Raw genomic sequence first — 14,117 nt, 5'->3', positions numbered from 1 at the left:
GACTCCAATTGTGGGACCGGCTTTAGCCGGGAAGGCGTCAGTGGTTACACCTCAAGATGAAGATGTTCACATTGGCCTCTTCCCGGCTGAAGCCGGTCCTGCGAAGGAATGCGTTCAGTGAGGGATCGCTTTTTTATTCACCGTCTGCCGCGCGCGCAGACCCGTTCAGGTCGTTGCTTGTGTCCATCGCTCAATCCGTTCGTGCCCCCGTCTTCATTCACCTGTGGAGTTATCGCCTGACGTTCTTGCTGTCCGGCATGTCGCTGGGCGCGTGGGCGCCGTTGGTACCTTTCGCCCGCGACCGCGCCGGTCTTGAAGAGGCCCAGCTCGGCCTGCTGCTGTTGTGCTTCGGCTTCGGTTCGATGCTGGCGATGCCGCTGGCGGGCATGCTGACCACGCGCAAAGGCTGCCGCTTTGTCTCATTGATCGGCGGGGCGCTGATCTGCTGCATGCTGCCGTTGCTCGCCACGCTGGCCTCACTTCCGGCGCTGGCAGTGGCCCTGGCGGTGTTCGGCGCTGGACTGGGCAGCATTGATGTGGCGATGAACGTGCAGGGCCTGATGGTCGAGCGCGATCACGGGCGGCCGATGATGTCGGGGTTTCACGGGCTGTTCAGCCTCGGCGGCATCAGCAGTGCGCTGTTGATGACCTTGCTGCTGTGGCTGGGCGCGTCGCCGTTGCTGGCGGTGGCCGTGGTGGTGACGTTGATTGCCGGGATGCTGCTCTGGCACGCGCGCTACCTGGTGCCCCATGGCGCGGATGATCCCTCGGCGCCGTTCGCCTGGCCGACCACCAAGGTCGTCATTGTCGGCATTCTCTGCTTCATCGCTCTGCTGGTGGAGGGCGCGGTACTGGACTGGAGCGCAGTGTTCCTGAACCGCATGCACCAGATCGATTTGTCGGTGGCCGGCGGCGCTTACGCGGTGTTCTCGCTGACCATGGCCGCCGGGCGGTTCTCCGGGGACTGGCTGAGGAAGCGTCTGGGTGCGGTGAACCTGTTGATCGGCGGTGGGCTGCTGGTGATGGTCGGGTTTGCCATGGCAATCCTGCTGGAGCCGTGGCCACTTTTCCTCCTGGGCTTCGCGCTGATCGGGCTGGGGTTGTCCAATACGTTTCCGGTGTATTGCTCGGTGGTCGGTGCACAGACCGGGATGCCGGCAGGCCTCGCGATCGCAGTGATTACCGGGATCGGCTACTGCGGGATTTTGCTGGGACCGGCCTTGATCGGCTTCGCTGCCCATGTGGTTGGCCTGCGGGAAGCGCTCTTGTGCGTCGGCGCGCTGATGCTGGCGCAGGTGCTGACGGCACGGCGCATGGCGAAGGGCTGAGGAGAGCCATCAGTTTTGCAGTGCGGCACTTGACGCTTTCCCGGCTAAAGCCGGTCCTACGATGAGCGCGATTAGTGGGACCGGCTTCAGCCGGGAAGAGGCCGGTGCAGACATCATGAGTTCTGCGGTGTGGCATCTGACGCCTTCCCGGCTAAAGCCGGTCCCACAAAGTGCGCGTGAACCTGATGGTGAAGTATCAGCCCCGACAGCCAGCCATCCAGCAACCCTTCAACCCGCTGGCGCCTCTGTTAGACTTCGGCGCCTTGAAACTCAGGGGCTTCCCATGACCGACCCGATTCGTCTTACCCAATACAGCCACGGCGCCGGCTGCGGCTGCAAGATTTCGCCCAAGGTGCTGGAAACCATCCTCGCCGGCAGCGGCGCGCAGAACCTCGACCCGCGCCTGTGGGTCGGCAATGCCTCGCGCGATGACGCGGCGGTCTATGCCATCGACGACGAAAAGGGCGTCGTGTCCACCACCGATTTCTTCATGCCCATCGTCGACGACCCTTTCGACTTCGGCCGCATCGCCGCGACCAACGCCATCAGCGACGTCTACGCCATGGGCGGCGATCCGTTGATGGCCATCGCCATTCTCGGCTGGCCGGTCAACGTGCTGGCCCCGGAAATCGCCCGGGAAGTCATCCGTGGCGGGCGCGCGGTATGCGATGCAGCGGGCATCCCTCTGGCGGGAGGTCACTCCATCGACGCGCCCGAGCCGATTTTCGGCCTGGCCGTCACGGGGCTGGTGGAAAAGCGCTTCATGAAGCGCAACGACACCGCCACCGTGGGCTGCAAGCTCTTCCTGACCAAGCCCCTAGGCATCGGCATCCTCACCACCGCCGAGAAAAAAGGTCTGCTGCGCGACGAAGACATCGGTCTGGCGCGCGATGTGATGTGCACGCTGAACAAGCCCGGCAGCCGTTTCTCCCGGCTGGCCGGCGTCACGGCCATGACCGACGTCACAGGCTTCGGCCTGCTCGGGCATCTGGTTGAGATGGCCGACGGCAGTCAGGTCACCGCACGGTTGAACGCTGCCGCCGTGCCGCGTCTGGGCAGCGTCGATTTCTACATCGAGCAGGGTTGCATCCCCGGCGGCACCCATCGCAATTACGACAGCTATGGCGAGCGCATTGGCGCCCTGACCGAGGCGCAGAAGTTGCTGCTGTGCGACCCGCAAACCAGCGGCGGCCTGCTGATTGCCGTCGCGCCCGCTGAAGAAGCGGCGTTCCTCGCCCTGGCCGGTGAACTGGGTCTGAGTCTTGCGCCGATCGGCGAATTGATCGAGCGACAGCCACTCGCGGTCGAGGTGTTCTGATGCGCGACAACAGCGCCGACCTGCGCGAGATTTTCCTTGGCGACGTGCCGATGATGGACGTGCGCGCTCCGGTGGAATTCACCAAGGGCGCGTTCCCCGGCGTGATCAATCTGCCGCTGATGAATGACGTCGAACGGCAGAAGGTCGGCACCAGCTACAAACAGGACGGGCAACAGGCCGCCATCGAGCTCGGTCACACGCTGGTGTCCGGCGACTTGAAACAGGCGCGGATCGAAGCCTGGGCTGATTTTGCGCGCAACCATCCCGAGGGCTTTCTGTATTGCTTTCGCGGCGGGCTGCGTTCGCAGATCACCCAGCAGTGGCTCAAGAGCGAGGCCGGCATCGATTACCCCCGGGTTATCGGTGGCTACAAGGCGATGCGCAGCTTTTTGATCGAGGTGACCGAGCAGGCCGTGGCCGAGTGCGATTTCGTGCTGATCGGCGGCCTGACCGGCAGCGGCAAGACCGAGGTGCTGCAGCAGCTCGACAATGGCCTGGATCTGGAAGGGCATGCCAATCATCGCGGTTCCAGCTTTGGCAAACACGCGACGCCGCAGCCGGGGCAGATCGATTTCGAAAATCTGCTGGCCGTGGACATTCTGAAAAAACGCTCCCGTCAGCTCAATCAGTTTGTGCTGGAGGACGAAGGGCGGATCGTCGGCAGTCGTGCGGTGCCCGTCGAGTTGTACCGGACCATGCAGGAGGCGCCGCTGGTCTGGCTGGAGGACAGTTTCGAGAGCCGCGTCGAGCGGATTCTGAAGGATTACGTGACCGACCTGTGTGCCGAGTTCATTGCCGTGCAGGGCGTTGAAACAGGCTTCGCGGCCTACGCCGAGCGTTTGCAGCAGAGCCTGTCGAGTATCGTTCGGCGCCTGGGCGGGGAGCGTTATCAGCGCCTGGCGGCAATCATGGACAGTGCCTTGGCCGAACAGGCGCGCAGCGGTTCGGTGGATCTGCACCGGGGCTGGATCAGCGGGATGTTGAGCGAATACTACGACCCGATGTACGCCTACCAGCGCGACAGCAAAGACGTGCGGATCGAGTTTGCCGGCGATCAGCAGGCCGTCGTTGAGTACCTGCAGCAGCGTAACCGGTAGCGATCAATCGGGGACTGATTGACTGACAGCGTTTCACCGTCAATCAATCTCTCCCCGGTCCTGGCTCGGATCCGCCCGGTCCCGAGCCCTTTGCCTGGGTCCTACTCGTCATACCCCAGATTCGGCGCCAGCCAGCGTTCGGTCACGCTCAAATCCTGCTGCTTACGCGCCGTGTAACTTTCGACCTGATCCTTGTCGACCTTGCCCACGGCGAAGTACTGCGCTTGCGGGTGGGCGAAGTACCAGCCGCTGACCGCCGCCGCCGGGAACATCGCGTAGTGCTCGGTGAGGAACACGCCGCTGACGCCCGGTTTCCCGTCGCCCTGGGCCGGGTCGAGGAGGTCGAACAACACGCCTTTCTCGGTGTGGTCCGGGCAGGCCGGGTAGCCGGGAGCAGGGCGGATGCCGGTGTACTGCTCCTTGATCAGCTCGTCGTTGCCCAACTGCTCGTCGCGGGCATAGCCCCAATATTCTTTCCGCACCTGCTGGTGCAGCCATTCTGCGCAGGCCTCGGCCAGCCGGTCCGCCAGCGCCTTGACCATGATCGCGTTGTAGTCGTCGCCCTTGTCCTGATACGCCTTCGATACCTCTTCAGCGCCAATGCCGGCGGTGGTGATGAAGCCGCCCACGTAATCGGTCACGCCGCTGCCCTGGGGCGCGACAAAGTCGGCCAGGGAGAAGTTCGGCTTGCCGTCGGTCTTGATGATCTGCTGGCGCAGGTGATGCAGCCTGGCCAGTGGCGCGCCGTTGTCGTCGAGCAATTGAATGTCGTCGTGATCGACCTGATTGGCCGGCCAGAAGCCAAAGACGGCGCGGCTGCGGATCAACTTTTCGTCGATCAGTTTGCGCAGCAGTTCCTGGGCGTCCTTGAACAGCGAGGTGGCCGCTTCGCCCACCACTTCGTCGGTGAGGATGCGCGGGTATTTACCGGCCAGGTCCCAGGAGATAAAGAACGGCGTCCAGTCGATGTAATCCACCAGCACGTTCAGGTCGATGTCTTCCAGCACCTTGACCCCGGTGAACGTGGGCTTCACCGGCTGGTAGCCGGCCCAGTCGAACTGCGGCTTCTTGGCGATGGCCGCGCCATAGCTCAGGCGCTCGGTGCGGGCGCTGCGGGCGGAGGTGCGCTCACGCACTTCGACGTATTCGGCGCGGGTCTTCTCGATGAAGCCGGCTTTCAGCTCCTTGGACAGCAACTGGGTCGCCACGCCCACGGCGCGGGAGGCGTCGGTGACGTAGATCACCGCGTCGTTGCTGTACTTGGGCTCGATCTTCACCGCCGTGTGGGCTTTGGAGGTGGTTGCGCCGCCGATCATCAACGGCAGGTGGAAGTCCTGACGCTGCATCTCGCGGGCGACGTGGACCATCTCGTCCAGGGACGGCGTGATCAGACCCGACAGCCCGATGATGTCGCACTTCTGCTCGCGGGCGACCTGCAGGATTTTCTCCGCCGGCACCATCACGCCGAGGTCGACGATGTCGTAGCCGTTGCAGCCCAACACCACACCGACGATGTTCTTGCCGATGTCGTGGACGTCGCCCTTGACCGTCGCCATGAGAATCTTGCCTTTGGCCTCGGGCTTGTCGCCTTTCTCTTCTTCAATGAAGGGAATCAGGTGCGCCACGGCCTGTTTCATCACGCGAGCGGACTTAACCACTTGCGGCAGGAACATCTTGCCCGAGCCGAACAGGTCGCCGACCACGTTCATGCCGGCCATCAGCGGGCCTTCGATGACCTCGATCGGGCGCTTGAACGACTGGCGCGACAGCTCGGTGTCTTCAACGATGTGCGTGGTGATGCCCTTGACCAGCGCGTGCTTGAGGCGCTCGTTGACCTCCCAGCCGCGCCACTCTTCGGTTTCCGCTTCCTTGACCGAGCCGTCGCCCTTGTACTTGTCGGCGATGGCCAGCAGCGCGTCGGTGCCTTCCGGGTTGCGGTTGAGCACTACGTCTTCCACCGCGTCGCGCAGTTCGGCCGGGATCTGGTCGTAGATCTCCAGCTGGCCGGCGTTGACGATGCCCATGGTCAGGCCGTTGCGGATCGCGTACAGCAGGAACACCGAGTGGATCGCCTCGCGCACCGGGTTGTTGCCACGGAACGAGAACGAGACGTTGGACACGCCGCCCGACGTCAGTGCATGGGGCAGCTCGTCGCGGATGTAGGCGCAGGCATTGATGAAGTCGACGGCGTAGTTGTTGTGCTCTTCGATGCCGGTGGCAATGGCGAAGATGTTCGGGTCGAAAATGATGTCTTCGGGCGGGAAGCCGACTTCGTTCACCAGGATGTCGTAGGAGCGCTTGCAGATTTCTTTCTTGCGCGCTTCGGTGTCGGCCTGACCGGCTTCATCGAAGGCCATCACCACCACCGCTGCGCCGTAGCGCTTGCACAGCCTGGCGTGATGGATGAACTGTTCGACGCCTTCTTTCATGCTGATCGAGTTGACGATGCCCTTGCCCTGGATGCACTTGAGCCCGGCTTCGATGACTTCCCATTTCGAGGAGTCGATCATGATCGGCACGCGGGAGATGTCGGGCTCGCCGGCGATCAGGTTGAGGAAGGTCACCATGGCCTTCTTCGAGTCCAGCATGCCCTCGTCCATGTTGATATCAATCACCTGGGCGCCGGCTTCGACCTGCTGCAGGGCGACTTCAAGGGCTTCGGTGTAGTTGTCTTCGCGGATCAGGCGGGCGAAACGGGCAGAACCGGTGATGTTGGTGCGCTCGCCGACGTTGACGAACAGCGAGCTGCGATCAATGGTGAACGGCTCCAGACCGGACAGGCGGCAGGCCTTGGGAATCTCCGGAATCGGACGCGGCGCATAGGGCGCGACAGCGTTGGCAATGGCCTTGATGTGCGCCGGGGTGGTGCCGCAGCAACCGCCGACGATGTTGAGGAATCCGCTCTGGGCGAACTCTTCGACGACTTTGGCCATTTCTGCCGGGGCTTCGTCGTACTCACCGAATTCGTTGGGCAGGCCGGCGTTGGGGTGCGCCGACACGTGGGTTTCGGCCTTGTTCGACAGCTCTTCCAGGTACGGCCGCAGCTCGCTGGCGCCCAGCGCACAGTTCAGACCCACGGAAATCGGCTTGGCGTGGCGCACCGAGTTCCAGAACGCTTCGGTGGTCTGGCCGGAGAGGGTGCGGCCGGAGGCGTCGGTGATGGTGCCGGAGATCATGATCGGCAGCTCGAAGCCCAGCTCGTCGAATACACCCTGAACGGCGAAGATCGCCGCTTTGGCGTTGAGGGTGTCGAAGATGGTTTCGATGAGGATCATGTCCGCACCGCCTTCGATCAGGCCTTTGGTGGCCTCGGTGTAGTTCTCCACCAGTTCGTCGAAGGTCACGTTGCGGTAGCCGGGGTTGTTGACGTCCGGCGACAGCGAGCAGGTGCGGCTGGTCGGGCCGAGGACGCCGGCGACAAAACGCGGCTTGTCGGGGGTTTCCAGGGTCTTGGCGTCGGCAACCTGGCGGGCCAGGCGCGCGCCTTCCACGTTCAGTTCGTAGACCAGCGCTTCCATGCCGTAGTCGGCCTGGGACACCTGGGTGGCGTTGAAGGTGTTGGTTTCGAGGATGTCGGCGCCGGCGTCGAGGTATTCCTTCTCGATCGCGCCAATCACATCAGGTCGGGTCAGGATCAACAGGTCGTTGTTGCCCTTGACGTCGCTCGGCCAGTCGGCAAAACGCTTGCCGCGGTAGTCTTCTTCCTCCAGCCGATAGCTCTGGATCATCGTGCCCATGCCGCCATCGAGGATCAGGATTCGCTGTTGAAGAGCATGCTGGAGTGCTTGAAGACGCGCGCTGCGATCTGACATGAGGTTACCCGGATGAAGAAGTACGAAATAAGGTGGCGCTGAAAAGTGCGAAATAATAGCAAACCTGCGCGGATTTAAATCATTCCGGGATTTACATGAATTCCGTTCATGTTGCGCGAGTGATTCTTTCTGATCGGGGCGCATTCTGGCTGCATGGCTTGAGCGAACACCGTTATCGACCTGTAGCAGCCGGCTAGCCGGCGAAAGCGGCATTTCATCCAACACCGCAGCGAGCGGCCGGACGGGTTCGCCAGCAAGCCGGCTCTACAGGTTTTGCGAAACGCCGATTCAGGTGTCAGCCCCGCATACGCTGTCTGAAACGCTGAAACCCTTGTCAGACATGGCGCGCAGCCATTATGCAGCCCGTCAGTGGCGCCGAACCTTTTCGCAACTCACGAAGTCCGACCCTGGGAGTCGTTCTCCGAAACTGGCCCTTTTCAGTGCGCCAGGCCGGAGGTCAATCCAGACGAAGCAAGAGGTTGCAGATGTTGATTTCGGTTCAGGCCCTGCGGGCACTCGCCGCGTGGGCTGTGGTATGTCACCACTTCATGCAGATTTTTTTCGACTTCCATCCGAGTGGGCCGGTTGGCCGTTTTTTCACTGAGAAAGGCGCTGTCGGCGTCGACGTCTTTTTCGTCATCAGCGGTCTGGTCATCTACCTGTCGACGGTGGACAAAGACATCCCCGCCGGCCGCTTCATGCTCAACCGGGTTATCCGCATCGTCCCGGCGTATTGGCTGTACACCCTAGTGATGGGCCTGCTGGTGGTCGTTGCTCAGCCGCTGCTCCCTCATCAAGTTGTCGACTGGCAAAGCTTCGTCCTGTCGCTATTGTTCATCCCTTCGGAAAATCCGGGGGGCTACGGCCTGTACCCCACCCTCAATGTGGGCTGGACGCTGAACTACGAGATGCTGTTCTACGTGCTGTTCTCGATGGTCTTTCTGTTTCAGCAACGTCTGCGCCCGCTGATCCTGGCGGCGGCACTGTTTGCCGTCACTGACGTGCTCGGTCGTTCCGGGCTGGTCAGCCGGTTTTATGCCAACGACATCGTGTATGAATTCCTGCTCGGCATTTTCGTGGGCGTGATGTATCGCCGGGGCTGGATCAGCGAACGGCTGTGGCTGCCTTTAATTGCCATCGGCGCTGCGCTGTTCGCCATCGACCACTTGCAACCGGCGCCGCGCATCATCAATTGGGGCCTGCCAAGTGCGGTGATCGTGGTCGCCTGCATCTCCCTCGAACCCTATCTGCGCAACTACAGGCTGCTCAAGACCATGGGCGACTGCTCGTATTCGGTGTACTTGCTCCACGTGCTGGTGCTGTATGCAGGCTGGCTGGTCAGCGAGCGTTACGGCGTCAACCCGTATCTGGTGTTCGCCGTCTGTGTGCCGGTCATCGCGCTGGGCGCCTGGCTCAGTTATGAGTGGATCGAGAAGGGGCTATACCGGCGCATGAAAGGCTGGCTGGACCAGAGAAGGGCGGGCAAGGAGGCGGCGCTGTCCTGACAGGCGCCAGGTGGCGGTCGGGTCACTTACCCGACTAAAACACTAGGGCTTTGTCAGGCGCAGTTGATTGGCGTAAACTGCGCCCCACGTCTGCGAGGAATTTTCATGACCGCTATTACGATTACTGATGCCGCCCACGATTACCTGGCCGATCTGCTCGAGAAGCAGAACACGCCCGGCATCGGCATCCGCGTGTTTATTACCCAGCCTGGCACCCAATACGCTGAAACCTGCATTGCCTACTGCAAGCCGGGCGAAGAAAAAGCTGAAGACACGGCCATCGGCCTGAAAAGTTTCACCGCCTGGATCGACGCATTCAGCGAAGCGTTTCTGGATGACGCCGTCGTCGATTACGCCACTGATCGCATGGGCGGCCAACTGACCATCAAGGCGCCGAACGCCAAAGTGCCGATGGTCAAAGCCGACAGCCCGATCAACGAACGCATCAATTACTACCTGCAGACCGAGATCAACCCGGGCCTTGCCAGTCACGGCGGCCAGGTCACCTTGATCGATGTCGTTGAAGAAGACGCGGCGAATATCGCCATTCTGCAGTTCGGCGGTGGTTGCCAGGGTTGCGGTCAGGCCGATGTGACGCTGAAGGAAGGCATCGAGCGCACCCTGCTGGAGCGCATTCCCGAGCTGACCGGTGTGCGTGACGTGACCGACCACACCCAGAAAGAAAACGCGTATTACTGAGAAGTGACCGCGTTGCACGCAAGCCCCGACGAGTTCGGGGCTTTTTTGTGGGCCGTGGTGAGTGACGGTGGTAATGGTCACTAAAGGAGCGCGCTTGCCCGCGAAGCAATTTTCCAGACCATTCTCTAGTGATTGACCCACCGCATTCGTCCGGATGCGGCCCAGACCAAGCGCGCTCCTACGGCCTTCGGCCAGAATCAAAGGCAGATCGGGTTGGTTTCGAGTGCATCGTTCGGCTAGGGCCTGTAGAGATGGGCATGACCCGCGCGATACAGCGACGATTCGCTGAATACGTCGTTGCCCAGCACCCGACCCACCAGAATCAGCGCGGTGCGGCGGAATCTCTTGGTCCGTACCTTCTCCTCAATGTCCTCCAGTGTGCCGGCGACCCAGTCCTGATCCGGCCAGCTGGCGCGATGCACCACGGCAATCGGGCAATCAGCGCCGTAATGCGGGGTTAGCTCGGCGACGATCTTGCCGAGGTTGTTGACCCCCAGATGGATCGCCATGGTCGCTTGATGCCGGGCCAGATCGCCGAGGGCTTCGCCTTCGGGCATGTCGGTTTTGTCGGCGTAGCGGGTCAGAATGACACTCTGGGAAATGCCCGGCAGCGTCAGCTCCGTGCCCAGCAACGCGGCGCACGCAGCGGTGGCGGTGACGCCGGGGATGATTTCGAAAGGTATCTGCAACGCGCGCAGGCAGCGGATCTGCTCGCCAATGGCGCCATACAGGCTCGGATCGCCGGAATGCACCCGCGCCACATCGTGGCCCTGTGCATGAGCGGATTTCATCAGCTCGATGATCTGCTCCAGGTGCAAAGAAGCGCTGTTGGTCACCTGAACCGCCTGATGGCCCGCCAGCACCGCTTCAGGTACCAGAGAGCCGGCGTAGATGATCACCGGGCACATGCGGATCAGTCGCTGGCCTTTGACAGTGATCAGGTCCGGATCGCCGGGCCCGGCGCCAATGAAAAAAACAGTCATGGGGTGTCCTGATTGGAATTCATTTGAGCTCGTGTTTTGCTTTCGTGGGAACGGCTTTAGCCGGGAAGGGGCCTGCAGGTACACCCTCACATTTGCAGTGTGACGCCTGACGCCTTCCCGGCTAAAGCCGGTCCCACTAAAAGCCCGCGTCCACGGCTCATCACGTGTTGGCACGCTGTGCACTCGCCAGCGCAAATGTCGCGTGGGGGCTTTTTCGGCGGGGGATGATCAGTGTCGCCGGCGAGCCGGTCAAACGGGTCGCCATTGCCAATGCCGCACTTTCAGCCACGCCGTAGCAACCGGTGCGCTCGAAAGCGATCTCCGATCGATGGCTGAGCTGGGTCTCGTAACCTGCCAGTTCAGCCGCACTGAAAAACCCGATCGACAGGCCCAGCCCATGACCCAGTTCCCTTAACCCCGCTTCATCCGACTTGCCGTCGATCGAGGCAAGGGCGGCAATGTCCTGCGGTTCAAGCCGACACTCCGGCAAACTGTCTTCGATCAATTGCCGAAGCTCCAGCGCCGAACAGCCGCGCTGGCAGCCCAGGCCGACCACCCACAGCGGTTGATCGCGCACATCATTCACAGGGCGGGGTTCAGACCGGGTCGCGTCGCGGGTGCATCACTGCGACGAAACAGCCAGGCGCTGATCCAGCCCAGGGCAACCCAGAACACAGCGTTGGTCAGCAGCGACGCGATCTTGAATTGCGCTTCGAGGGCTTCCGGCGCCAGCGCCGAATGCACCGCCGGTTGTGGCGCGCCGACCATGTGCGGCACCACCAGGATCACTGCGCCCACGACCTTCAGCAGCCAGTGTTGGGCAAACACTATCAGCGCCAGGGCCACAGCCGTGGAAGCGGCGGTGCCAACCCACCAGATCTGCCGCTGCGTGAGGTCCGCCGCGACGGTACCGGGCAGTTCGGGCGGCAGGCCGAGGGTCGGCGCCAGCACGAACACTGCGTAGCCTGCCAATCCCCACAGCACGCCTTCGCGGGCACTCTTCGGCGTACGCAGGGTGTAGAGCGCCGCGAGCATCAAAGCGAAACCGACTGCTACCACCAGATTGCCGCCCGCCGTCGACAGCACGCGCTGCCAGCCGTTTTCGGGCTCCCACGCCTCTTCGTCATGGACGTGACCGGCCATGGCGCCCTCGGCATGCTCATGCATTTCGGCGGCGGGTGCTTTCTCGTAGGTCTCTCCCTTCAGAATCAAAGGTGCGACCCAGAAGCTTTGCAGCAGGGTCAACAACAGGGCGGCGAGCAGTCCGGTGAACCCGGCCGTTTGCGCGATTCGCTTGAACATGGCGGCAGGTCTCAGTGGCAAGGGAAGGCGGAGCTGTGACGGGTGTCGTGTGCCGCGTTGTGCACCGCATCGATATGGGAGAAACCGGCGAAGTACACCAGAAATGCGCCGAGAAACATCGCGCTGACCGCGGCGACAAGGCGCTGGCTCAGGGTGGCGGTAACAACCGTCGTGATGGTGGTGCCGGACGTCTGGTGGGGTGTGCTGATGGACATGGCGCTTCCCTCTGAAGTGGATTCAGCGGACGGAAAGGCGCGAAGACACCGCAGGCGAAGGCCGGCAGCGATCAACAGCGCCCGCCCACCGCGGGTTGTTATGGTGCGTTGTCGGGCCGGTCTCCGGGCTCGCGAGGGGCACATGCAACAGCCGTTACAGGCGTCGTGCCTTCAAGAATCCCCTTCCCATGTCGTTGCCGACACAGTGGATCTGATTCTTCACTCGCTTACCGTTGCGGGGGCAGCACCGGACTGATACACACCCGAAGGTCTGCACGCACCGGTTTCCCGTTTCACCCTGTGAAGGGCACCCGTAACAAGGTGTGTAGGAGACCATGCGCTGTAAGGATCGTCAATCGAAGGGGCTTTCGGTGCGTCAATCGGCGCGGCAATCACTGCAACAGCACGATTGACCGGCCTGCGGTCACTGCGTAGCCTTGCGCACTTGAGGTTCGCCGGCCGCTTTTATGAAAGCCACCGGCGCTAAGAAGGGAATGCGGTTTCAAGCCGCAGCTGCCCCCGCAACTGTAAACGGACAGCTTCATTGCACAGCCACTGCGCGAGCGGGAAGGCGCGATGAGTGTCAGTCGCCTGACGATGCCTGTCAGCGACCGGCCGCCGTGAGCCAGGAGACCTGCCTCGAATCGGGCCGCCTGCAAGCGGCCGAGGAATTCCACTACAACCGGGCGGGGTGATCCGGTGGCGAATCGAACCGCGCGCCTGCTTCCGCCGGCCCTGCGCTGTTTTCGTCCTCGTTGCCCTGCCGCATGCCTGAGGGCAACCGATGAAAACACTGGCCAAACTTCCCGTCACCATCGTCACCGGCTTTCTCGGCTCGGGTAAAACCACCTTGCTGCGGCACATGCTCGACAACGCCGAAGGCCGACGCATCGCCGTCATCGTCAACGAATTCGGCGAGCTGGGCATCGATGGCGACATCCTCAAGCAATGCACCATCGGCTGCACCGAAGAAGAGGCCGTCGGTCGCGTGTACGAGCTGGCCAACGGCTGCCTGTGCTGCACCGTTCAGGAAGAGTTCTTCCCGGTGATGCAGGAACTGGTGGCCCGTCGCGGCGACCTCGATCACATCCTCATCGAAACCTCGGGTCTGGCCCTGCCGAAGCCGCTGGTGCAAGCCTTCCAGTGGCCGGAAATCCGCAACGCCTGCACCGTTGACGCCGTGATCACCGTGGTCGACAGCCCGGCCGTACTCGCCGGCACCTTCGCCGCGTTCCCGGATCAGGTCGACGCCCAGCGCAAGCTCGACCCGAACCTGGACCACGAATCGCCGCTGCACGAGCTGTTCGCCGACCAACTGGCGAGTGCCGATCTGGTCGTGCTGAACAAGGCCGACATGCTCGACGCCGACGCTCTGGCCGCCGTGCGCGCGGAAGTCTCGGAAGAACTGCCGCCGGCAGTAAAAATCGTCGAAGCGAACAGGGGCCAGCTGCCGATCAGCGTATTGCTGGGCCTGGGCGCCGAATCCGAGCTGCACATCGATGGCCGCAAGACCCACCACGATCACCATGAAGGCGATGATCATGATGATCACGACCACGACGCCTTCGACTCGATTTCCATCACGCTGCCCCAGGCTGACGAATCGCTGTTGCTCGATGCCCTGACCCAGGCCGTCGTGCAGCACGGCATCCTTCGCGTCAAAGGCTTCGCCGCCATTCCCGGCAAACCCATGCGCCTGCTGGTGCAGGGCGTCGGCACGCGTTTCGACAAGCATTTCGACCGCGCCTGGAAGACAGACGAAGCCCGTGAAACCCATTTGGTGCTGATCGGCCAGGAACTGGACGCTGGCGTGCTCGAAGCGCAATTGCGCGCCGCGGTCTCTGGGATCAAAGGCTAA

Annotated in this window: 11 protein-coding genes and 2 riboswitches; of the genes, 6 read left to right on the top strand and 5 right to left on the bottom strand. The window is 62.4% G+C overall.

The genetic code is table 11. The features are described from left to right. Positions 1-179: 179 nt before the first annotated feature. The 3 genes from BMY98_RS16790 to mnmH all read left to right on the top strand — a co-directional run bounded on the left by BMY98_RS16790 (position 180) and on the right by mnmH (position 3,743). Positions 180-1,328, top strand: coding sequence for an MFS transporter (locus tag BMY98_RS16790; protein ID WP_245760081.1), 1,149 nt, complete (start codon positions 180-182; stop codon positions 1,326-1,328). 283 nt (positions 1,329-1,611) lie between these two features. Continuing rightward, on the top strand, positions 1,612-2,646 hold the full coding sequence (selD, locus tag BMY98_RS16785; RefSeq protein WP_074891045.1) for a selenide, water dikinase SelD: 1,035 nt from the start codon (positions 1,612-1,614) through the stop codon (positions 2,644-2,646). After that, positions 2,646-3,743: a tRNA 2-selenouridine(34) synthase MnmH gene (gene mnmH, locus BMY98_RS16780; RefSeq protein ID WP_074891043.1), complete on the top strand. Its 1,098-nt coding sequence runs from the start codon at positions 2,646-2,648 to the stop codon at positions 3,741-3,743. The genes selD and mnmH overlap by 1 nt, the downstream gene beginning before the upstream one ends. A gap of 101 nt (positions 3,744-3,844) precedes the next feature. Here mnmH and metH read toward each other — a convergent pair whose 3' ends face one another. After that, entirely contained in the window at positions 3,845-7,555 is a 3,711-nt protein-coding gene (gene metH / locus BMY98_RS16775) for a methionine synthase (protein WP_074891041.1), read from the bottom strand. Between the two features lie 485 nt (positions 7,556-8,040). On the opposite strand from metH, the gene BMY98_RS16770 reads away from it, so the two are divergent. Both BMY98_RS16770 and nfuA read left to right on the top strand, forming a co-directional pair. Continuing rightward, positions 8,041-9,060, top strand: coding sequence for an acyltransferase family protein (locus BMY98_RS16770; RefSeq protein WP_074891039.1), 1,020 nt, complete (start codon positions 8,041-8,043; stop codon positions 9,058-9,060). 105 nt (positions 9,061-9,165) lie between these two features. Further along, positions 9,166-9,759, top strand: a complete 594-nt coding sequence (nfuA, locus tag BMY98_RS16765; protein ID WP_074891038.1) for a Fe-S biogenesis protein NfuA — start codon at positions 9,166-9,168, stop codon at positions 9,757-9,759. Positions 9,760-9,995: 236 nt separating this feature from the next. On the opposite strand, the gene cobM is transcribed toward nfuA, so the two are convergent. The 4 genes from cobM to BMY98_RS16745 all read right to left on the bottom strand — a co-directional run bounded on the left by cobM (position 9,996) and on the right by BMY98_RS16745 (position 12,259). After that, positions 9,996-10,742 carry a precorrin-4 C(11)-methyltransferase gene (gene cobM / locus BMY98_RS16760; protein ID WP_074891036.1) on the bottom strand — a complete coding sequence of 249 codons (747 nt, stop codon included), beginning with the start codon at positions 10,740-10,742 and terminating at the stop codon, positions 9,996-9,998. A 160-nt stretch (positions 10,743-10,902) separates the two neighbouring features. Continuing rightward, positions 10,903-11,328, bottom strand: coding sequence for a cobalamin biosynthesis protein (locus tag BMY98_RS16755; protein WP_074891034.1), 426 nt, complete (start codon positions 11,326-11,328; stop codon positions 10,903-10,905). Further along, positions 11,325-12,044 carry a CbtA family protein gene (locus BMY98_RS16750; protein ID WP_074891033.1) on the bottom strand — a complete coding sequence of 240 codons (720 nt, stop codon included), beginning with the start codon at positions 12,042-12,044 and terminating at the stop codon, positions 11,325-11,327. The genes BMY98_RS16755 and BMY98_RS16750 overlap by 4 nt, the downstream gene beginning before the upstream one ends. An 11-nt stretch (positions 12,045-12,055) precedes the next feature. Beyond that, on the bottom strand, positions 12,056-12,259 hold the full coding sequence (locus tag BMY98_RS16745; protein WP_074891031.1) for a CbtB domain-containing protein: 204 nt from the start codon (positions 12,257-12,259) through the stop codon (positions 12,056-12,058). Positions 12,260-12,356: 97 nt separating this feature from the next. Next, a riboswitch (cobalamin riboswitch) is annotated at positions 12,357-12,589 on the bottom strand. A gap of 101 nt (positions 12,590-12,690) precedes the next feature. Beyond that, positions 12,691-12,915: riboswitch (cobalamin riboswitch) on the top strand. A gap of 128 nt (positions 12,916-13,043) precedes the next feature. Between BMY98_RS16745 and cobW the strand changes: the two genes are divergently transcribed. Beyond that, positions 13,044-14,117, top strand: a complete 1,074-nt coding sequence (cobW, locus tag BMY98_RS16740) for a cobalamin biosynthesis protein CobW (RefSeq protein ID WP_074891029.1) — start codon at positions 13,044-13,046, stop codon at positions 14,115-14,117.

This window comes from Pseudomonas graminis, from assembly GCF_900111735.1.
Classification (GTDB): domain Bacteria; phylum Pseudomonadota; class Gammaproteobacteria; order Pseudomonadales; family Pseudomonadaceae; genus Aquipseudomonas; species Aquipseudomonas graminis.
Note: the sequence above shows the minus strand (reverse complement) of the source record. Positions and strands in the feature narration are given on the sequence as shown.

Excerpts from the sequence above, each read along its gene's own strand:
- selD (WP_074891045.1), top strand. The coding sequence starts at position 1,612 with ATGACCGACCCGATTCGTCTTACCCAATACAGCCACGGCGCCGGCTGC.
- mnmH (WP_074891043.1), top strand. The coding sequence starts at position 2,646 with ATGCGCGACAACAGCGCCGACCTGCGCGAGATTTTCCTTGGCGACGTG.
- metH (WP_074891041.1), bottom strand. The coding sequence starts at position 7,555 with ATGTCAGATCGCAGCGCGCGTCTTCAAGCACTCCAGCATGCTCTTCAA.
- BMY98_RS16770 (WP_074891039.1), top strand. The coding sequence starts at position 8,041 with ATGTTGATTTCGGTTCAGGCCCTGCGGGCACTCGCCGCGTGGGCTGTG.
- nfuA (WP_074891038.1), top strand. The coding sequence starts at position 9,166 with ATGACCGCTATTACGATTACTGATGCCGCCCACGATTACCTGGCCGAT.
- cobM (WP_074891036.1), bottom strand. The coding sequence starts at position 10,742 with ATGACTGTTTTTTTCATTGGCGCCGGGCCCGGCGATCCGGACCTGATC.
- BMY98_RS16750 (WP_074891033.1), bottom strand. The coding sequence starts at position 12,044 with ATGTTCAAGCGAATCGCGCAAACGGCCGGGTTCACCGGACTGCTCGCC.
- BMY98_RS16745 (WP_074891031.1), bottom strand. The coding sequence starts at position 12,259 with ATGTCCATCAGCACACCCCACCAGACGTCCGGCACCACCATCACGACG.
- cobW (WP_074891029.1), top strand. The coding sequence starts at position 13,044 with ATGAAAACACTGGCCAAACTTCCCGTCACCATCGTCACCGGCTTTCTC.